Genomic DNA, 19,279 nt, shown 5'->3' with positions numbered 1-19,279 from the left:
TCAGGCCGGCTACCCGTCGTCGCCTTGGTGAGCCATTACCTCACCAACAAGCTGATAGGCCGCGGGCCCATCCTGCACCGCCGGAGCTTTCAACCCCCACCCATGCGAGTAGAGGTGACATCCGGTATTAGACCCCGTTTCCAGGGCTTGTCCCAGAGTGCAGGGCAGATTGCCCACGTGTTACTCACCCGTTCGCCACTAATCCCCACCGAAGTGGTTCATCGTTCGACTTGCATGTGTTAAGCACGCCGCCAGCGTTCGTCCTGAGCCAGGATCAAACTCTCCGTGAATGTTTACCCGTGATCGGGTGCACACATCACGAGAGCGGAACAACCACCGGAATAAGGCGGTCGTTCACAGCATCCTCGCTGTGTATTTCTTCAAAGGAACCTCGCCCCAGCCATAATGGCCGGAGACGGGGTATCAACATATCTGGCGTTGATTTTTGGCACGCTGTTGAGTTCTCAAGGAACGGACGCTTCCTTTGTACTCACCCGAGAGACTCTCTCGCGGCTTTCCTCCGGGCGCTTCCCTTCGGTCTTGCGTTTCCGACTCTATCAGATCCTTTTCTCGATCCGATTCCCTGTCGGCGGGATTTGTCGTGAGGCCTGGACTTTCGCCCGTCGGCCTTTCGACATTCACTACGTTAGCCGATTCCCTCGCCAACTCATAATCGAGTTCCGCAGGTTCGGAATTCAGGCATGCAGGCACGCCGAATTCGCCCCCGCCAAGAGGGAGTCGTAGGTAGTGGGTTGGCCGCTTCCGGTTGCTGGCGAATCGCCGTAACCGGTTCAGCGGCTCGGGCTACATTACGGACCGCTCCGGGACGCGTCAAGTTGGGCGGCGTCGGGGCGTATGGGCGCGATAAGGGCTCACTGTCGGGTCGTTGGCGATCCAGAAGCGCCAGGGGTGGACGCCGCCGTCTCCGGAGACACCGGTGCGTGGGCCGTTCCGTACCTGGTCAGTGGGGACGGACGCGCCCGTCAGGATGCGCAACGGGGTCTCGCTGAGGGCGCATGCGTCGGTGCCGTCCAGGGCACGGTCCACGTCGAGGGCCGTGGCGAGGCGGGCGGGGCCTTTGGCCAGTTCCTTGTCGTTTCGGGCCGAGAATCGACGTTTGCGGGCCAGTTCGGCGCCCTCAACGATCTCGCCGGCCCGGAGCAGGACGGCGCTGGCCGTGCCGTCCGGACCGCACACCAGGTTCATGCAGTGCCACATGCCGTAGGTGAAGTAGACGTACACATGGCCGGGCGGACCGAACATCACGTCGGTGCGGGGCGTCCGGCCGCGATAGGCGTGCGAGCCGGGGTCGTTCGGGCCGTCGTACGCCTCGACCTCCGTAAGGCGCAGGGAGATCGGACCGTCCGGGGTCGTGCGCACCAGGATGCGACCCAGGAGGTCGGGGGCGACCTCCAGTACGGGTCGGTCGAAGAACTCTCTGGGGAGGGGCGTACGGTCGGGGGTCGCGATCATGCCGTCCGAGCGTAGTGCAGGCCGGTGGGTGCGGCGGGGTGGTCAGGACGCCTACTCCTTGCCAGGGTGAAGGCGCGGAACCGGCCACGGCCGTAGTGCGTTTGTAGGGATCAAGGGATCCATGCGAGAGGGAAGAGACATGGCGTTCAAGAAGCTGCTCGCGAGTCTGGGGGCCGGCGGGGCTTCGGTCGAGACGGTACTGACCGAGGTCAACGTCGTTCCGGGCGGTGTCGTCCAGGGCGAGGTGCGGATCCAGGGTGGGTCCGTCGACCAGGAGATCCAGGAGCTGTCGGTCGGGCTGCAGGCCAAGGTCGAGGTCGAGGGGCACGACGACCAGGAGTACAAGCAGAACATCGAGTTCACCAAGGAGCGGCTCGGCGGAGCGTTCCAGCTTCAGGCCGGCGCCGTGCACGCGGTGCCGTTCGGGCTGGAGATCCCGTGGGAGACCCCGATCACCATGATCGACGGGCAGGCGCTGCGCGGGATGAACATCGGGGTGACCACGGAGCTGGCGATCGCGCGCGCGGTCGACTCCGGTGACCTGGACCCGATCAATGTGCACCCGCTGCCGGCGCAGAAGGCGCTGCTGGACGCGTTCGTCCAGCTGGGCTTCCGCTTCAAGAGCGCGGACATGGAGCGCGGTCACATCCGGAACACACGCCAGCGGCTGCCGTTCTACCAGGAGATCGAGTTCCTGCCGCCGCAGCAGTACCGCGGGCTGAACCAGGTCGAGCTGACCTTCGTCGCGGACTCGAACGCCATGGACGTCGTCCTGGAGATGGACAAGAAGCCGGGGCTGTTCAGCGAGGGCAGTGACACCTTCCGGTCCTTCCAGGTGGGGCTGCACGACTACCAGGGCACCGACTGGGTGGCGTATCTCAACCAGTGGCTGTCCGAGGTCGGCAGCAAGCGCAACTGGTTCTAGGCTCGGGACCACTGAGTAGGAACCGATCAGGAGGTACCGAGGTGACCGAGCTCAAGCGGCGGCCGCTCCCCCATGACTTCCACCCGCCCGTGCCGTCGTTCACGGTCACGAGTGAGGACGTCCAGGAAGGCGCGACCCTCAAGGACGCTCAGGTCTATGCGGCCGGCAATACGTCGCCGCAGCTGCGGTGGGACGACTTCCCGCCCGAGACCAAGAGTTTCGCCGTCACGTGCTACGACCCCGACGCCCCCACGGGCAGCGGGTTCTGGCACTGGGTCCTCTTCGACATCCCGGTCTCCGTGACCGAGCTGCCGGAGGGTGCGGGCAGCGGCAAGTTCGAGGGGCTGCCCGAGGGTGCGATCCAGGCCCGCAACGACTACGGCACCAAGGACTTCGGCGGTGCCGCGCCGCCGCCCGGGGACGGGTCGCACCGCTATGTGTTCACGGTGTACGCCGTGGACCAGGAGAAGCTCGGCCCGGACTCGGATGCCAGCCCGGCGTTCGTCGGCTTCAATCTGCGGTTCCACGCGCTGGCGCGCGCCCAGCTCATCGGTGAGTACGAGGTGCCCGCCGAAGCCTGACGTTCATTGAACGTTTGCCCGTCCCTGGTCTTGGAAGTGATCAGGGGCGGGCATTTTTGTTGCCGGGGGACGCGGGGGCCACCCCCCGTGAGAGCAGCAGATATTGCGTTGTCCATCTCGGCGTGCCCGGCCAGAGTTGATCCCAGCCCGCCACGGGGTGGGCCGGTGCAACACGGGAGGTGGGCTGGTATGCGGGACACGCTGGTACTGAACGCGAGCTTTGAGCCGCTGTCGACGGTGACGTTGAACCGAGCCGTCGTTCTGGTGCTGCAGGACAAGGCCGTTGTCGAGCAGGCCCACCCCGAACTGCGTATGCGCGGAGCCGCGGTCGATATACCGGCGCCCCGGGTGATCAGGTTGTGCAGGTATGTGCGGGTGCCCTTCCGAAGACAAGCTCCGTGGTCGCGGCGAGGTGTTCTGGTGCGGGACCGGCACAGGTGCGCGTACTGCGGTCGTCGGGCGACGACGGTGGACCACGTGTTGCCTCGGTCGCAGGGTGGGCAGGACACCTGGCTGAATACGGTGGCCTCCTGTGCTGAGGACAATCACCGTAAGGCGAATCGGACGCCCGTGGAGGCGGGGATGCCGCTGCTTCGGGAGCCGTTCGAGCCGACGCCGGCCGATGCGATGTTGTTGGCCTTGGGGCAGGACGACTTTGATTCCCTGCCTGATTGGCTCGCGCAGCCGGCTGCCTGATTGAGGTGCGTGGGCGGCTGCGGGTTGTTCGTGGCAGGTCGCGCAGTTCCCCGCGCCCCTTGAGGGGCGCGGGGGTGACCGCTCGTTGCTAGTCCAGCGTCGGCTTCTCTCGGCGTTCCGTGGCCGGTGCGGAGCCTCCGTTGCCGGAACCGCCTCCCATACCACCGAAGTTGCCCATGGCACCGGACAGGCCCTTGAGGGCGTCGCCGATTTCGCTGGGGACGATCCAGAGCTTGTTGGCGTCGCCTTCGGCGATCTTCGGGAGCATCTGGAGGTACTGGTAGCTGAGGAGCTTCTGGTCCGGGTCGCCGGCGTGGATCGCCTCGAAGACCGTGCGGACGGCCTGGGCCTCGCCCTCGGCGCGCAGGGCGGCGGCCTTGGCCTCACCTTCGGCGCGCAGGATCTGGGACTGCTTCTCACCTTCGGCGCGGAGGATCTCGGACTGCCGGACACCTTCGGCCTGGAGGATCGCGGCGCGCTTGTCACGGTCGGCGCGCATCTGCTTCTCCATCGAGTCCTGGATGGAGGTCGGGGGCTCGATGGCCTTGAGTTCCACGCGGTTGACGCGGATGCCCCACTTGCCGGTGGCTTCGTCGAGGACACCACGCAGGGCCGCGTTGATCTCCTCGCGGGAGGTCAGGGTCCGCTCCAGGTCCATGCCACCGATGATGTTGCGGAGCGTGGTGACGGTGAGCTGCTCGATCGCCTGGATGTAGCTGGCGACTTCGTAGGTCGCGGCCCGGGCGTCGGTCACCTGGTAGTAGATGACGGTGTCGATGTTGACGACCAGGTTGTCCTGGGTGATCACCGGCTGCGGCGGGAAGGGCACGACCTGTTCGCGCAGGTCGATGCGGTTGCGGATGGTGTCGATGAATGGAACGACGATGTTGAGGCCCGCGTTCAGCGTCCGCGTGTAGCGGCCGAAGCGCTCCACGATGGCGGCGCTGGCCTGCGGGATGACTTGGATCGTCTTGATCAGGGCGATGAAGACCAACACCACCAGAATGATCAGGACGATGATGACCGGTTCCATCGTCGCTTCCCCGTACCCTTCTCCGCCTAGACGCCTTCGGAAGATCTTATGCCTGTTGAAGATCTTGTTGTTGAAGATCTTGCTGGTCGAGTGTGACAGACCGTCGCGTAACTCGTGGGTTCTTCGGTTCAGTTGCGTCAAACGCCGATTGACAAGGTCACATGACGATTGCCGTGGCACCCTCGATGTCCACGACGTCCACTTCCTGGCCTACGTCGTAGGCGTGGCCGGTGTCGAGGGAGCGTGCCGACCAGACCTCCCCGGCGAGCTTGATCCGGCCACCGGAGCCGTCGACCCGCTCCAGCACGATGGCCTGTTTGCCCTTCAACGCTTCCACGCCGGTGGCGAGTTGGGGTCGCTGCGCGCGATGCCGGGCCGCGATGGGCCGGATGACGGCGATGAGTGCGGTCGATACGACGGCGAAGACCACGACTTGGAAGACGGCGTCACCGCCGAAGACTCCGGCGGTCACCGCGGCCGCGAGCGCGCCCACCGCCAGCATGCCGAGTTCGGGCATCGCGGTGATGACGAGCCCGATGCCGAGGCCTGCCGCGCCGATCAACCACCACAGCCACGCGTCGAATTCCACAAGGTCATGGTAGGACCGGGGACCCCGCACGGACAGGGCGCAGATCAGGTCGGCACACGCTTCTTACGTTGTAGTCCCGGGAGTTCAGGACAGCGGGAGGCCCTGTGCGGTCCAGCGCTCGCCGACCTGCTCGACGACGAGGGGCAGTCCGAAGCAGAGGGAGAGGTTGCGTGAGGTGAGTTCGAGCTCCAGGGGGCCGGCGGCGAGGACCTTGCCCTGACGGATCATCAGTACGTGGGTGAAGCCGGGGGCGATCTCCTCGACATGGTGGGTGACCATGATCATCGAGGGGGCGATCGGGTCGCGTGCAAGGCGGCCGAGGCGGCGTACGAGGTCTTCGCGGCCGCCGAGGTCGAGGCCGGCGGCGGGCTCGTCGAGGAGGAGCAGTTCGGGGTCGGTCATCAGGGCGCGGGCGATGAGGGTGCGCTTGCGCTCGCCCTCGGAGAGGGTGCCGAACTTGCGCTCCAGGAAGTCGCTCATGCCGAGGCGGTCGAGGAAGGCGCGGGCGCGCTGCTCGTCCACGTCCTCGTAGTCCTCGTGCCAGCCGGCGGTCATGCCGTATGCGGCGGTCAGCACGGTCTGGAGGACGGTCTGGCGCTTGGGGAGCTTGTCCGCCATGGCGATGCCGGCCATGCCGATACGGGGACGCAGCTCGAAGACGTCGACCTTCCCGAGGGTGTCGCCGAGGATGGTGGCGGTGCCGTTGCTGGGGAAGAGGTAGCTGGACGCGACATTGAGGAGGGTGGTCTTGCCGGCGCCGTTGGGGCCGAGGATGACCCAGCGCTCGCCCTCCTTCACCGACCAGGAGACCTGGTCCACGAGTGCCCGGCCCTCCCGGACCACGGATACGTCCTGAAGCTCCAGAACATCGCTCATGAGCGCGTTGTCTCCCCTTGCAGTGTGACCGGTCTCGGCGTCGGCTTCTCACGTGCGCCTGTGGGCGCAGCCCTCAACGAAATCTACGCCACCGGTCGGCCGCTCCATTCCATCGGTCCGGTCCTTAGGGTGGAGGCATGCTCTCGGAACCGCGTTCAGGACGCCTTGCCGCTTGGGGAAATGCCCTTTTGGCCGGACTTGTCTCTCCGGATGACGCTGTTCTCGCCATCGTGGGCGAGGACGCCGTGCATCGAGTGGAGGGGCTCCCTGGTGAGTCCGCGCCCGTCGGACTCACGCTCGCACTGGGTCGGCTGCGAGCGCTCGGGGTGACCGGGCTGCGGGTCGCGCTGCCCCAGCCCGGGCATCCGCTGGGGCTGAGCGGGCCGCCGGAGTTCAACGCGCGGGCGCTGGAGGCAGAGGAGGCCGTGATCTGTCACGGCGCCGCACTCGGGTTGGTGCCCGAGGTGTACGAGGCCGGGCCCGACGGTGATGTGGGTGATGTGCATGTCGAGGTCGTATGGCACTGCCTGGCAGTGCGGGAGGCGCCGCCGGCGGATGTGCCGTCGTTGGGCGAGGCCGAGCGGGAGCTGGCGGAGGCGCTGCGGGACGCGACCGAGGTGCTGTCGCGGCTGGATGTCGCCGCGTCCGGGCCGGTGGCCGAGGCAGCGATCGATGCGTATCGGGCGCGGGCCGAGCGGGGGCGGGAGGTGCTGGCGCCGGGGTATCCGCCGCGGGCGGTGCGGGTGCTGGAGTTGGCACAGCGTGTGGGGGTGCTGGTCTCGGTGGCTCACGAGAACGGGCACGGGGGTGCGGTGAGCGCGGGCGAGATGGCTGCGCGGGGTGCTGCGCTGCGGCCGGTGGAGCGGACCGCTCGGCGGGCGCAGGTCGCGGCCTACAACGCGGTTGTGGAGGAGCGGGAGCGAGGGGTTCGGTAGTAGGGGACCGCCTGTGCGGCGGGCCGGACGCTGACCGGCCTCCCGGGGGGTGGGTTCCCGGGAGGCCGGAGGTCACTGCTGCTCCGCGAGGGAGGTCAGCGGTTGATACCCAGGTTGCCGAAGGCGGGGTTCAGCACACCGACGACGTTCACGCTGTTGCCGACCACGTTCGCCGGGATGTGGATCGGGGCCTGGACGACGTTGCCCGAGCCGATGCCGGGGGAACCCACGGCCTTGCCGTTGGCCACGGCGCCGTCGGTGGCGGAAGCCATACCGGCACCGGCGGCGACCAGCCCGCCGGCCACCATCGTCACGGCCGCTACCTTCTTCAGCTTCTTCACTTCTAAGCCCTCCTTGCGATCGCCGCGGCAGTCGCCGCAGCACGCACTGGAGAACGGCGGAGATCCACGAAGGATGCGCCATCCGGGGGACATTCCCACGACGGTATGAATCTCAGTCCGGAGCGGAACCCTCCATGTTGCCGATCAGAACGGGTCCTAACCGGTCACACCATGGCGTACTGCCCACAGCGCGGCCTGTGTTCGGTCCGCCAGGTCGAGCTTCATCAGGATGTTCGACACATGCGTCTTCACCGTCTTCTCGGAGAGGACCAGTGCGCGGGCGATTTCCCGGTTGGAGCGGCCGTCGGCTATGAGACCCAGCACTTCGCGCTCCCGTTCCGTGAGCGAACCCGCTCTCCCCTGGCCGGAGTTGGCTCCCTCCTGGGACAGCAGGGCGCCCGCGATCTCGGGCTGGAGCAGGATGTGGCCGGCGTGCACGGAGCGGATGGCGCCGGCGAGGGCGTCGGGGTCCACGTCCTTGTAGACATAACCGGCGGCGCCGGCGCGCAGGGCCGGGACCACCGTGCGCTGTTCGGTGAAGCTGGTGACGATGAGCACACGCACGGGGTTGTTCAGCTCACGGAGTTTGCGCAGCGCTTCGACGCCGTCCATACCCGGCATCTTGACGTCCATGAGGACCACGTCGGGCTTCAGTTCCTCGGCTCGGGCGACTCCCTCGGCGCCGTCCGCGGCCTCGCCCACGACCTCGATGTCGTCCTGCACTTCGAGGAAGGTGCGCAGGCCGCGGCGGACCACCTGGTGGTCGTCGACGAGCAGCACCCTGATTGCGTCAGCCACCGGGGACCTCCATCTCGATCTTGGTGCCCTTGCCGGGCGCCGATTCCACCGTCAGGCTGCCGCCGGCGCCGCTCGCCCGGTCCCGCATGGAGACCAGGCCGAGGTGGCGGCCCGCGCGGCGTATCGACTGGGGGTCGAAGCCGCTGCCGTCGTCCATGACCCGCAGGACGGCTCCGCTGCCGTGCCGGTCCAGCGTCACGTCGACGTGCTGGGCGCCCGAGTGCCGCAGTGCGTTGTGCAGGGCCTCCTGGGCGACGCGGAGCACGGCCTCCTCCTGGGCGGCGGGCAGCGCGCGTACTCCGCGCCCGGCGAAGGTCACGCGCGCGGTGTGGGCGCGGTCGAGGACCTGGACCTGGGTGCGCAGGGTGTTGACGAGGCCGTCCTCGTCGAGGGCCGCGGGGCGCAACTCGACGACGGCCGCGCGCAGTTCGTCGGCCGCCTCGGCGGCGAGCAGGGCGACCTGGTGCAGCTCGCCCTTGGCGCGGGACGGGTCACGGTCGACGAGGGCGGCGGCGGCCTGGGCGGTCAGGCGCAGGGAGAAGAGCTTCTGGCTGACCGCGTCGTGCAGCTCGTGGGCGAGGCGGGAGCGCTCCTCGGCGATGGTCAGCTCGCGGCTGCGTTCATACAGGCGGGCGTTGGTGAGCGCGATGGCCGCGTGCTGGGCGAGGATCGCGAGCAGTTCCTCGTCGTCCTCGGTGAAGCCGCAGCCGCCGTCCGGTTTCGGGCACGGGGGGTGTGGGGGGTGTCCCTCCACAGAGCGCAGCTTGTTGGCGAGGAACAGCGCCCCGATCACCTCGTCGCCGTCACGGATCGGCAGGCCCAGGAAGTCGACCAGGTCGGGGTGGGCGGACGGCCAGCCCTCGAACCGGCGGTCCTTGCGCACATCGGCGAGGCGTTCCACCTTCGCCTCCTGGAGCATCGAGGCGAGGATGCCGTGCTGCCGCGGGAGCGGGCCGATGGCCTTCCACTGCTCGTCGCTCACCCCGTCGACCACGAACTGCGCGAAGCCTCCGTGGTCGTCCGGCACGCCCAGCGCGGCGTACTGCGGGCCGAGGCGACGATCGTCTTGAGGACGTCGCGCACCTCCAGGTGCCTGCTCATGGCCAGCAGCGCGGAGCTCACCGCGGCGAGGCCGGACCGGGGGCCTTGACTCATGTCCTCACGGTACCGGCGGGGTCGGACAACGCGGATCGGACCGTCGGCGGCCGCTGCCTAGGGCTGTGGGCCTAGGACGCAGGTCCCCGGAGTCGCGGCTTAGGGCGAAAGGCCCCGCCGTATTGCGGCCCGCGTCCGAGGCGCCGCATGCCGCCCCCTTCCTACGTTGAGGGCACGCCGAACGGCGTCGAGGACGAGGGGACGTGTGTCATGCCGGTAGCGATCATCACGGGGGCGTCGAAGGGGCTGGGGCGGGCGCTCGCCGAGGCTCTGGCCGCACGCGGCTGGGATCTGGTGCTGGACGCCAGAACTGCTCAGGTGCTGGACGAGGCGTCGGCTGCTGTGTCGGCGTACGGCACGCGCGTGAGGGCGCTGCCGGGTGACGTCACGGACGCCGGGCACCGGGCCGAGCTGGTCGCGGCCGCCTGGCAGCTCGGCGGGGTCGATCTGCTGGTGAACAACGCCAGTGCGCTGGGCGCCGAGCCGCTCGTACGGCTGGACACGCTGCCTCTGGAGGGGCTGCGGCGGGCCTTGGAGGTGAACGTGGTGGCCGCGCTGGGCCTCGTCCAGGAGGCGCTGCCGCTGCTGCGGGCGTCGGAGGCGGGCGCGGTGCTCTCGGTCAGCTCCGACGCGGCCGCCGAGGCGTACGAGACCTGGGGCGGCTACGGGGCCTCGAAGGCCGCCCTGGACCACCTCACGGCGGTGCTCAGCGAGGAGGAGCCCACGCTGCGGGTGTGGGCGGTGGACCCCGGGGACATGGCCACGGACCTGTACACGGCGGCCGTACCGGAAGACGACGATCCGCGGCCGGCGCCGGCGAGTGTGGTGCCCGCCTTCCTGCGGCTGCTGGACGAGCGGCCGGCGAGCGGCCGGTACGCGGCACCGGAGCTGCTGGAGGTGACTCGATGACCGGCAGTACAGCCGACGGACGGAGTCCGACGCAGCCGTCCCGAAGCCTGGGAGGCCCTCCAGGGCCGAGCAGCGCGAGGACGGCGTCAAGAGGATCCGCCGAGCGGCCGGCGAACGGCCGGTACAGCGCGCCCTCCCTGGTGGAGGGGCGATGACGCTGGCCGTGCACGTGCCCGAGGAGCTGTCCGCCCGTGTGCCGGTCGAGCAGCGCGGGCCGGGGCTCGAGCGGGACGCCGTACGGCTGCTGGTGTCGCGTGGCTGCGAGGTGTCGCATCACGCGTTCACGGAGCTGCCCAGGCTGCTGCGGGCCGGGGATCTGCTCGTCGTCAACACGTCACCGACGCTCGCCGCCGCCGTGGACGGGCGGATCGGGCACGCGCGTGTGGTCGTGCACTTCTCCACGCGCGGGGACGACGGGCGGTGGGCGGTCGAGCTGCGGGATCCCGATGGGAGGGGCACGACACGCGCGCGTGCGGGAGGGCCGGCGGGGGCCGAGGTGCGGTTGCCCGGGGGCGTACGGCTGGTCCTGGAGGAGGCGGTGAGCGAGCGACTGTGGTGGGCGCGGGCGGCCGGGGCGGAGGTCCTCGGCCTGCTCCGGGAGCACGGTCGGCCGATTCGCTACGCGTACACGGAGAAGGACCAGCCCCTGTCCGTGTACCAGACGGTCTTCGCCCTGCCCGGCGCCGACGGCTCGGGCAGCGCGGAGATGCCCAGTGCCGCCCGGCCCTTCACGGCGCGGCTCGTGGCGGAGCTGGTGAGCCGGGGTGTGCAGTTCGCCCCGGTCACGCTGCACACCGGGGTGGCCTCGGCCGAGGTGTACGAGCCGCCGTATCCGGAGCGCTTCGCGGTACCGGGGGCATCGGCGCGGCTGATCAATGCGGCGAGGGCCGGCGAAGGGCGAGTGATCGCGGTCGGTACGACGGCCGTGCGCGCGGTGGAATCGGCGGGCGGGTCCGACGGGGTCGTACGCGCGCGTGCGGGATGGACGGATCTGGTCGTCACCCCGGAGCGCGGGGTCCGGGTGGTGGACGGGCTGCTGACCGGACTGCACGAGCCGGAGGCCTCGCATCTGCTGATGCTGGAGGCGATCGCGGGACGGGCGGCCGTCCACCGTGGGTATGAGGAGGCGCTGCGCGGGCGCTACCTGTGGCACGAGTTCGGGGACGTGCATCTCGTCCTGGGGTCGGAGAACCCTCACACAGAGCATTGCTCCAGCAACTACCGGTGAGACTGTTACCCGGCCGATGTGAGGCCGCACATAGGGCGCAGATCACGTACGAGGGTCAATAGGAGATAAAGCGGCCCGGCGTGAGCGGGAAAGACGTTCCAGTGTGTCCCGATTTGCCCTTCCCGGGTCCACTATCGAGGATCGTACGTCACACCTTTGCATGGCGATTTTGCGGGCGCTAACAATGGCTCCCGTCGCTCAGCGCCGCGGGTATCGCCCCGCGGCGTTTGTGCCGGAAGCACCCGTGTCCCCCTGCCGGACAGCGAGCGACCTCCGCGCTATTCGAAGAGGTCCAACTGCCATGCCCAAGATCACCAAGAACCCTGGTCATAGTCGTGCCCTGACCCGCACCCACAAGATCGCCATCGCCGGTGTCGCCACGCTCGGCGCCGCAGCGGTCGCGATCTCCGCGGTGCCGAGCAACGCGCAGTCGACCACGGCCGAGGCTCCCGCCGGCAAGGTGGCGTACAGCTCCGAACAGATCAAGGACGTCAAGGCCGGCGTCACCGACCGGCTCGCCGGCGCCAGCCTGAAGGCCGAGGAGATCGCGGCCAAGAAGAAGGCCACCCAGGCTGCCGCCGCCCACAAGGCCGCCGAGGCTGCCGCCAAGCACAGGGCCGCCGAGGCCCACGCCAAGCACAAGGCCGCCGCCGCGGCCGCGGCCAAGAAGAAGGCCGAGGCCGCGCGCAAGGCGAAGGCGGCCGCGAGCCGCTCCGCGCAGCGCGCCGCGGTCAAGCCCGTCGCGGCGAAGACGTACGCCAACAACCTCGACGGCTGGATCAAGCACGCCCTCGACATCATGGATGACAAGGGCATACCGGGTACCTACAGCGGTCTGCACCGGAACATCATCCGCGAGTCCTCCGGCAACCCGAACGCCATCAACAACTGGGACGTCAACGCCATCAACGGTGTCCCCTCGATCGGTCTGCTCCAGGTCATCAAGCCGACCTTCGACGCCTACCACGTCGCGGGCACGGCCCACAGCCAGTACGACCCGGTCGCCAACATCGTCGCCGCCGCCAACTACGCGGCCGACAAGTACGGCTCGATCGACAACGTCGACAGCGCGTACTGAGGTCGGCGCGGACCTCAGCCTCGCGTAATGCCAAAGCGCGGCGCCCCGGACGGGGCGCCGCGCTTCGCGTTCGCTGCCGGGCCTACTTCCGCATGACCTCCGGCTCGTGCCGCCGCAGGAAGCGGGCCACGAAGAAGCCGCAGATCACACCGATGGCGATCAGCGCGGCCATGTCCATGCCCCAGGCCGCGACCGTGTTCTCCCACAGGGGGTCGGCGTCGCCGCCCGCCTCCGGCGGACTGATCTTGTTGAAGTCCAACGTGGCGCCCGCGGCGCCGACCGCCCACCGCGACGGCATCAGGTACGAGAACTCGTTGACGCCGATCGAGCCGTTCAGCGTGAACAGACAGCCGGTGAACACGACCTGGATGATCGCGAACATGACCAGCAGCGGCATGGTCTTCTCGGACGTCTTCACCAGCGCCGAGATGATCAGGCCGAACATCATCGAGGTGAAGCCCAGCGCCATGATCGGCACGCAGAGCTCAAGAAGCACGGCGCTGCCGAAGATCACGCCCTCCTTCGGGATCTCCCGGCTGGCGAAGCCGATCATGCCGACCAGCAGTCCCTGCAACACGGTGATCACACCGAGCACGAAGACCTTGGACATCAGATACGCCGAGCGGGACAGGCCGGTGGCGCGTTCGCGCTCGTAGATGACCCGTTCCTTGATCAGCTCACGGACGGAGTTCGCGGCGCCGGCGAAACAGGCGCCGACCGCGAGGATCAGCAGCACGGTGGTCGCCGTGCCGTTCGGGATGATCCGGCCCTGTGCGTTGGGCGGGTTGGGCAGCAGGCTCTCCCCCGAGTCAATGAGCAGGCTCACCGCGCCCAGGACGGCCGGCAGGATCACCATCAGGGTCAGGAAGCCCTTGTCCGAGGCGATCACCGAGACGTATCGGCGCACCAGCGTGCCGAACTGGGACAGCCAGCCCTGCGGCTTCGGCGGCCGCATCGCCTGCGGCGGAGGCATGTGTACGGACTGCGCGGCAACGGCGTCGATGTCCGCGGCGTAGATCTGGTAGTGCTGCGAGCCCTTCCAGCGGCCCGCCCAGTCGTAGTCGCGGTAGTTCTCGAAGGCGGAGAAGACATCGGCCCAGGTGTCGTAGCCGAAGAAGTTCAGCGCCTCCTCCGGCGGACCGAAGTAGGCGACCGCACCGCCCGGCGCCATCACCAGCAGCTTGTCGCACAGCGCCAGCTCGGCCACGGAGTGGGTGACGACGAGGACCGTACGGCCGTCGTCGGCGAGGCCGCGCAGCAGCTGCATGACATCGCGGTCCATGCCCGGGTCGAGACCGGAGGTCGGCTCGTCCAGGAAGATCAGCGACGGCTTGGTGAGCAGCTCCAGGGCCACCGAGACGCGCTTGCGCTGGCCGCCGGAGAGGGAGGTGACCTTCTTCTCCTTGTGGATGTCCAGCTTCAGCTCGCGCAGCACCTCGTTTATGCGGTTCTCGCGCTCGGCGGCCGTGGTGTCGGCCGGGAAGCGGAGTTTGGCCGCGTACTTGAGAGCCTTCTTGACGGTCAGCTCCTTGTGCAGGATGTCGTCCTGCGGGACCAGACCGATGCGCTGGCGCAGCTCGGCGAACTGCTTGTACAGGTTCCTGTTGTCGTAGAGGACGTCGCCCTCGTTGGCCGGCCGGTAGCCGGTGAGCGCCTTCAGCAGGGTCGACTTGCCGGAACCGGACGGACCGATGACCGCGACCAGCGACTTCTCCGGGACGCCGAAGGAGACGTCCTTGAGGATCTGCTTGCCGCCGTCGACCGTGACCGTCAAGTGGCGTGCGGAGAAGGAGACTTCACCGGTGTCGACGAACTCCTCGAGCCGGTCGCCGACGATCCGGAACGTCGAGTGACCCACGCCGACGATGTCCGCGGGGCCCAGCAGCTGGGCGCCGCCCTTGTCGATCGGCTGGCCGTTGACGTACGTGCCGTTGTGCGAGCCCAGGTCGCGGATCTCCATACGACCGTCGGGCATCGAGTGGAACTCGGCGTGGTTGCGGGAGACCTGGAGGTCGGAGACGACCAGGTCGTTCTCCAGGGCGCGGCCGATGCGCATGACACGGCCGATGGAGAACTGGTGGAACGTGGTCGGGCTGCGGTCGCCGTAGACCGGCGGCGCCCCCGCACCACCGCTGGGGCCCTGCTGCTGCGGGATCGGCACGGGCTGCTGCGGCTGCTGCCAGCCCTGCTGACCAGGCACCTGCTGCCCAGGAGCCTGCTGCGGCGGTACCTGCTGCTGAGGGGCCTGCTGCGCCCAGCCGGGGCTCGCGCCCTGCGCCGCGTACGGCTGCTGCTGGGGCTGTGCGACAGCGGCCGCGGTGCCGGACGCCTTCAGGCACGGGCCGTCGGTCGCGTTGCCCAGGTGCACGGCCGAGCCGGGGCCGATCTCCATCTGGTGGACCCGCTGCCCCTGCACGAACGTGCCGTTGGTGCTGCCGTGGTCCTCGATGACCCAACTGCGCCCGCCCCAGCTGATCGTGGCGTGACGCCAGGACACCCTGGCGTCGTCGAGCACGATGTCCCCCTGCGGATCACGTCCCAAGGTGTATGGCCTGGACGGATCGAGCGTCCAGGTCCGTCCATTCGATTCCAGTACGAGTTCCGGCACTCCATGCCCCACTGAGTAGTCCCCCGAATTACCCCCATCACAGGGGAGTCTAGGGATGTCGAACATCGTCGGGAACTATTTCAGGCTCCGCCCCCTGACCGAAAGCCGGGCCTTTTTCTCTCCACGCACACACGCTTCGACTGGTTCCGTTGACGGGGTTGAAACCGGACCGGAGAGTGGTAATCCCACGCGAGGGGGACAGGCACGGCGGCAGCGCCGCGCCGCGGATCGGGGGGTCTGCCATGAGCACCGGCACCAGCGTCGAGACCGTTCACCGAGTCAGGAAGGTGCCCTGGGGAGACGTCCTGCTGTCCGCGATCGCCGCCGTGAGCTGGGCGTTGATAGGCATGGCGGGCACCGCCGCGCTCGGCCTGCACCTGCTGGAGGCCGACTCGACGGCGTCGCTCGGTCCGATGACCGCGGCGGTCGTGGCACTCGGGGCGGGCGGTTCGGTCACGCCGTCGGGCGATGTGTCCGCGTTCGGACTGACCGGAGCGGAGGCGAACACCGCCATCCAGATCACGCCATTGGGAGTGAGCCTGGTCGGCGCGCTCCTGTTGTCATGGTTCTTTCTACGGTCCTTGCGCACGGCCGGCGTGGTGATCTCCCCGGCCGAACTCCTCGCTCGCGCGGGCGCGGTGGTCGCGCTGTTCGTGGCGACGCTGGGCGGGCTGGCCTGGGCGGGTCATGACGTCATCACGATCGACGGAGGCGCCCTGGGCCTCGACGACCTGCCCGGCGCCGGCGGGGGCGGCGGCGGCCTGGAGATCCCCGGCGTGGGCGACATCGGGGACATCGGCGGGCTGCTGCCCGACCAGGTCGGCGACCTCATCGACGCAAAGGCGGCGGTCGGCTTCACCGTCGACACGGTGCCCACGCTGTTCGGCGGCCTGGCCTGGTCGGCCGGGATCCTGCTGATCGCCCTGCTGGCCTCCCGCCGCACTCCCCTGCCGCCCGGCTGGGACGTCGTCCACCGGGTGGTACGGCCGGCCGTGTCCGCTCTCGTCACGGTGCTGCTGGTCGCCGTCGCGGCGGGGCTCGCGGCGGCGGCGTACGCGGCGATCGGCGACGACCACCCCAAGCGCATCGCCGGCGCGGCCCTCCTCGGCGCCCCGAACGGCGTCTGGCTGGGCATCCCGATCGGCCTGTTCGTACCGTGGGACGGCCGCGCCTCCGGCCCCCTGACCGCCCTTCTGCCGGACCCCCTGGACGACCTCCTGAGCTCGGAGGTCGACCAGTCCGTCTCCCTGAGCCGACTGGCCGAACTGGACGGACGCGTCTGGCTGTTGGGTGTCGCTGCCGCGCTGATGATGCTGCTCGCGGGGGTGCTGCATGCGGTGCGGACGCCTGTGGCGGGGGCTTCTGGGGGCGTACGGGATCCAGGCGTCCTCGGTTTCGCCGGGCGGTGTGCGCTGCGGCTCGGGGTCGCTGCCGCGCTGACGCTGCCGCTGCTCGCGTGGCTCACGGACCTGTCGGTGGACGCCTCGCTGTCGGTGCTGGGCGTCGATGCCTTCGGGGCCGGGATCGAGTTGCACGGGCATCTCGGCATGGCGTTGCTCCTGGGCGCCGCCTGGGGTGCGGGGGCGGGGGCCGCCGGAGCGCTGCTGGCCCGGGCGACCGGGGCCGCGGGGCGGGCTGCCTCGCCGCTGGCACGCGGTGACGTGGGCGCGGGAGCCGTCGGCGTGACGCCCGAGGGAGTCGCGTTCTCGCAGCAGACGGGGCGGTCCGGGCCGTACGTGCCCGTTGTGCCGTATCGGCCGCCGAACCCGGCGACCAACCCGTATCTCCAGGTACCGGACGAGTTGCGGGACCCCGAGGATGCGCGGCCCGGGCCGGTCCGGGGGCCGACGTCGCCACCCGACGAGCCCCGGCCGGCGAGTGGCCCGCCGGCCGGCGGCGACGTGTACGGCGCGCCCACCATGGCCCGGCCGATGGATCCGCCGCCGCGATGGCCGCGACGGTCCGCCAAGTCACGTCGGGGAGACGGCGACCCGGCCTCGCCGGGCGAGCGACGGCCCCCGCCACCGCCTCCGCCGCCTCCACCACCGCCACCGCCTCCCCCTCCGGGGACCCCGAGGGGGCGGTGAGCCGACGGGCCGGTGACCGGGCCGTGTCCGTCGGCGGCCGCCGCCTCCCTGTGAGTAACCTGTCAGCTTGCTGTCACCCGAGCGACACTCAGTGTTCCGCGTCCGCTAGGCGGACCTCCGGAGCGGTCGGCACAGGGTGCCGGATACGGTGGAACCACCATGAGCGCTTCGCAAACCTCCGAGTTCCCCACTCTTCTGGTCAAGATCTTCGGGAAGGACAGGCCGGGCATCACGGCCGGCCTCTTCGACACCCTCGCCGCCTACTCGGTCGACGTGGTCGACATCGAGCAGGTCGTCACGCGTGGCCGAATGGTGCTGTGCGTCCTGGTGACCGAGCCGCCGCGCGGACTCGAAGGGGACCTGAGGGCCACCGTGCACAGCTGGGCCGAGTCGATGAAGATGCAGGCGGAGATCATCTCCGGCACCGGTGACAACCGGCCACGCGGCCTGGGCCGTTCGCTCGTGACCGTGCTCGGGCATCCGCTCACCGCGGAGGCGACCGCCGCGGTCGCCGCCCGCATCACCCGCACCGGCGGCAACATCGACCGTATCTTCCGGCTCGCCAAGTACCCGGTGACGGCGGTCGAGTTCGCGGTGTCCGGTGTGGAGACCGAGCCGCTGCGCACCGCGCTGGTGACCGACGCGGCGGCACTGGGTGTCGATGTGGCCGTCGTCGCCGCAGGGCTGCACCGGCGCGCGCAGCGTCTGATCGTCATGGACGTGGACTCCACGCTCATCCAGGACGAGGTGATCGAGCTCTTCGCCGCGCACGCCGGCTGCGAACAGGAGGTCGCCGAGGTGACGGCGGCCGCGATGCGCGGGGAGCTGGACTTCGAGCAGTCCCTGCACGCGCGCGTGGCGCTGCTGAAGGGGCTCGACGCCTCGGTGGTGGACAAGGTGCGCAGCGAGGTGCGGCTGACGCCGGGCGCGCGCACGCTGATCCGTACGCTGAAGCGGCTCGGCTACCAAGTGGGCGTGGTGTCGGGCGGGTTCACCCAGGTCACGGATGATCTGAAGGAGCGTCTCGGGCTGGACTTCGCCCAGGCCAACACCCTGGAGATCATCGACGGGAAGCTGACCGGCAAGGTCACCGGCGAGATCGTGGACCGGGCGGGCAAGGCGCGGCTGCTGCGCCGGTTCGCGGCCGAGGCGGGTGTGCCGCTGGCGCAGACGGTGGCGATCGGTGACGGTGCCAACGACCTGGACATGCTGAACGCGGCCGGTCTGGGTGTGGCCTTCAACGCCAAGCCGGTCGTCCGCGAGGCCGCGCACACCGCGGTGAACTTTCCCTTCCTGGACACGGTGCTGTATCTGCTGGGCGTCACCCGCGAAGAGGTCGAGGCGGCGGACACCCACGACGAGAGCTGAGCCGGTGTACGAGGGGCCCGGCACCGGTGTGGTGCCGGGCCCCTCGCTGGTCGTGCGGGGTTACTCGGAGGGTGCCCAGTAGTCGCTCAGCGTGGCCGTGCCCGGTTCCAGGGACTTCCAGGAGCCCTCGAAGGTCAGGACCGCGAAGGCGGCGGCGGGGAAGCCACGGCGGCTCAGCCGCTCCAGGGCGTCGCCCTCGGCCGAGCCCGCAAGGATCTCGGTCAGGCCCTGGACGCCCGGATTGTGGCCGATCAGCAGGACGTTCTGCGCGTCGTCGGGGGTTTCGTTGAACACGGCGATCAGTTCGCCGGGCGAGGCTTCGTAGACCCGCTCCTCGTAGACCGTTTTCGGCCGGTGGGGGAACTCCTGGACCGCGAGTTTCCAGGTCTCCCGGGTCCGGGCCGAGGTGGAGCACAGGGCCAGATCGAAGGGGATGTGGGTGTCGGCCAGCTTGCGTCCGGCGACTGCGGCGTCCATGCGGCCCCGCTCAGCGAGCGGCCGCTCGTGGTCGGTCACCTGTGGCCAGTCGGCTTTCGCATGCCGGAAGAGGACGATCTTGCGGGGTTCTGCGACGCTCATGCGTCCCAGCTTCGCATGAA

Annotated in this window: 17 protein-coding genes, 1 rRNA gene and 1 pseudogene; 9 read left to right on the top strand and 10 right to left on the bottom strand. The window is 69.4% G+C overall.

The window, feature by feature from the left end; translation table 11 throughout:
• Together ACIHFB_RS12560 and ACIHFB_RS12555 are read right to left on the bottom strand one after the other, a co-directional pair.
• Positions 1–290 (bottom strand): 16S ribosomal RNA (locus ACIHFB_RS12560); the annotation flags it as partial.
• A 541-nt stretch (positions 291–831) separates the two neighbouring features.
• Positions 832–1,473, bottom strand: coding sequence for a DNA-3-methyladenine glycosylase (locus ACIHFB_RS12555; RefSeq protein ID WP_400126729.1), 642 nt, complete (start codon positions 1,471–1,473; stop codon positions 832–834).
• 139 nt (positions 1,474–1,612) lie between these two features.
• Between ACIHFB_RS12555 and ACIHFB_RS12550 the strand changes: the two genes are divergently transcribed.
• The 3 genes from ACIHFB_RS12550 to ACIHFB_RS12540 all read left to right on the top strand — a co-directional run bounded on the left by ACIHFB_RS12550 (position 1,613) and on the right by ACIHFB_RS12540 (position 3,675).
• Positions 1,613–2,398, top strand: a complete 786-nt coding sequence (locus ACIHFB_RS12550) for a sporulation protein (RefSeq protein ID WP_365287092.1) — start codon at positions 1,613–1,615, stop codon at positions 2,396–2,398.
• Positions 2,399–2,439: 41 nt separating this feature from the next.
• On the top strand, positions 2,440–2,979 hold the full coding sequence (locus tag ACIHFB_RS12545; RefSeq protein ID WP_365287094.1) for a YbhB/YbcL family Raf kinase inhibitor-like protein: 540 nt from the start codon (positions 2,440–2,442) through the stop codon (positions 2,977–2,979).
• A gap of 189 nt (positions 2,980–3,168) precedes the next feature.
• On the top strand, positions 3,169–3,675 hold the full coding sequence (locus ACIHFB_RS12540) for an HNH endonuclease (protein WP_365287096.1): 507 nt from the start codon (positions 3,169–3,171) through the stop codon (positions 3,673–3,675).
• Positions 3,676–3,763: 88 nt separating this feature from the next.
• On the opposite strand, the gene ACIHFB_RS12535 is transcribed toward ACIHFB_RS12540, so the two are convergent.
• The 3 genes from ACIHFB_RS12535 to ACIHFB_RS12525 form a co-directional block, all read right to left on the bottom strand.
• Positions 3,764–4,708: an SPFH domain-containing protein gene (locus ACIHFB_RS12535; RefSeq protein WP_365287098.1), complete on the bottom strand. Its 945-nt coding sequence runs from the start codon at positions 4,706–4,708 to the stop codon at positions 3,764–3,766.
• Positions 4,709–4,865: 157 nt separating this feature from the next.
• A complete protein-coding gene (locus tag ACIHFB_RS12530; RefSeq protein WP_365287100.1) occupies positions 4,866–5,297 on the bottom strand; it encodes an NfeD family protein in 432 nt (143 codons plus the stop codon).
• A gap of 84 nt (positions 5,298–5,381) precedes the next feature.
• Positions 5,382–6,173 carry an ABC transporter ATP-binding protein gene (locus ACIHFB_RS12525; protein ID WP_365287102.1) on the bottom strand — a complete coding sequence of 264 codons (792 nt, stop codon included), beginning with the start codon at positions 6,171–6,173 and terminating at the stop codon, positions 5,382–5,384.
• A gap of 137 nt (positions 6,174–6,310) precedes the next feature.
• Here ACIHFB_RS12525 and ACIHFB_RS12520 point away from each other — a divergent pair, with 137 nt between their 5' ends.
• On the top strand, positions 6,311–7,108 hold the full coding sequence (locus ACIHFB_RS12520) for a hypothetical protein (RefSeq protein WP_400126725.1): 798 nt from the start codon (positions 6,311–6,313) through the stop codon (positions 7,106–7,108).
• A gap of 95 nt (positions 7,109–7,203) precedes the next feature.
• On the opposite strand, the gene ACIHFB_RS12515 is transcribed toward ACIHFB_RS12520, so the two are convergent.
• From ACIHFB_RS12515 to ACIHFB_RS12505, 3 genes and pseudogenes are all read right to left on the bottom strand, one after another.
• Positions 7,204–7,449, bottom strand: a complete 246-nt coding sequence (locus tag ACIHFB_RS12515) for a chaplin (RefSeq protein ID WP_210593162.1) — start codon at positions 7,447–7,449, stop codon at positions 7,204–7,206.
• Between the two features lie 156 nt (positions 7,450–7,605).
• Positions 7,606–8,247 (bottom strand): response regulator transcription factor, encoded by a 642-nt coding sequence (locus tag ACIHFB_RS12510; RefSeq protein ID WP_365287106.1) that lies wholly within the window; start codon positions 8,245–8,247, stop codon positions 7,606–7,608.
• Positions 8,240–9,402: pseudogene (locus tag ACIHFB_RS12505) on the bottom strand (GAF domain-containing sensor histidine kinase). Before ACIHFB_RS12505 ends, ACIHFB_RS12510 begins: the two are co-directional and overlap by 8 nt.
• 210 nt (positions 9,403–9,612) lie before the next feature.
• Here ACIHFB_RS12505 and ACIHFB_RS12500 point away from each other — a divergent pair.
• From ACIHFB_RS12500 to ACIHFB_RS12490, 3 genes are all read left to right on the top strand, one after another.
• A complete protein-coding gene (locus ACIHFB_RS12500; RefSeq protein ID WP_400126722.1) occupies positions 9,613–10,311 on the top strand; it encodes an SDR family NAD(P)-dependent oxidoreductase in 699 nt (232 codons plus the stop codon).
• Positions 10,312–10,462: 151 nt separating this feature from the next.
• Positions 10,463–11,539 carry an S-adenosylmethionine:tRNA ribosyltransferase-isomerase gene (locus ACIHFB_RS12495; RefSeq protein WP_400126721.1) on the top strand — a complete coding sequence of 359 codons (1,077 nt, stop codon included), beginning with the start codon at positions 10,463–10,465 and terminating at the stop codon, positions 11,537–11,539.
• Between the two features lie 301 nt (positions 11,540–11,840).
• A complete protein-coding gene (locus tag ACIHFB_RS12490; protein ID WP_400126718.1) occupies positions 11,841–12,617 on the top strand; it encodes a transglycosylase SLT domain-containing protein in 777 nt (258 codons plus the stop codon).
• Between the two features lie 82 nt (positions 12,618–12,699).
• Here the strand turns inward: ACIHFB_RS12490 and ACIHFB_RS12485 are convergent, their stop codons facing one another.
• Positions 12,700–15,225, bottom strand: coding sequence for an FHA domain-containing protein (locus tag ACIHFB_RS12485; protein WP_365287116.1), 2,526 nt, complete (start codon positions 15,223–15,225; stop codon positions 12,700–12,702).
• 242 nt (positions 15,226–15,467) lie between these two features.
• Between ACIHFB_RS12485 and ACIHFB_RS12480 the strand changes: the two genes are divergently transcribed.
• Both ACIHFB_RS12480 and serB read left to right on the top strand, forming a co-directional pair.
• The gene (locus tag ACIHFB_RS12480; RefSeq protein ID WP_400126716.1) at positions 15,468–17,312 is read left to right on the top strand and encodes a streptophobe family protein; all 1,845 of its coding nucleotides are present in this window, start codon (positions 15,468–15,470) and stop codon (positions 17,310–17,312) included.
• A 159-nt stretch (positions 17,313–17,471) separates the two neighbouring features.
• The gene (serB, locus tag ACIHFB_RS12475; RefSeq protein WP_365287120.1) at positions 17,472–18,680 is read left to right on the top strand and encodes a phosphoserine phosphatase SerB; all 1,209 of its coding nucleotides are present in this window, start codon (positions 17,472–17,474) and stop codon (positions 18,678–18,680) included.
• A gap of 60 nt (positions 18,681–18,740) precedes the next feature.
• Here serB and ACIHFB_RS12470 read toward each other — a convergent pair whose 3' ends face one another.
• Positions 18,741–19,259: a histidine phosphatase family protein gene (locus tag ACIHFB_RS12470; RefSeq protein ID WP_365287122.1), complete on the bottom strand. Its 519-nt coding sequence runs from the start codon at positions 19,257–19,259 to the stop codon at positions 18,741–18,743.
• Between the last annotated feature and the right edge of the window lie 20 nt (positions 19,260–19,279).

This window comes from Streptomyces sp. NPDC051963 (assembly GCF_044593495.1).
Taxonomy (GTDB): domain Bacteria; phylum Actinomycetota; class Actinomycetes; order Streptomycetales; family Streptomycetaceae; genus Streptomyces.
This window is presented reverse-complemented; position numbering and strand designations above follow the sequence as displayed.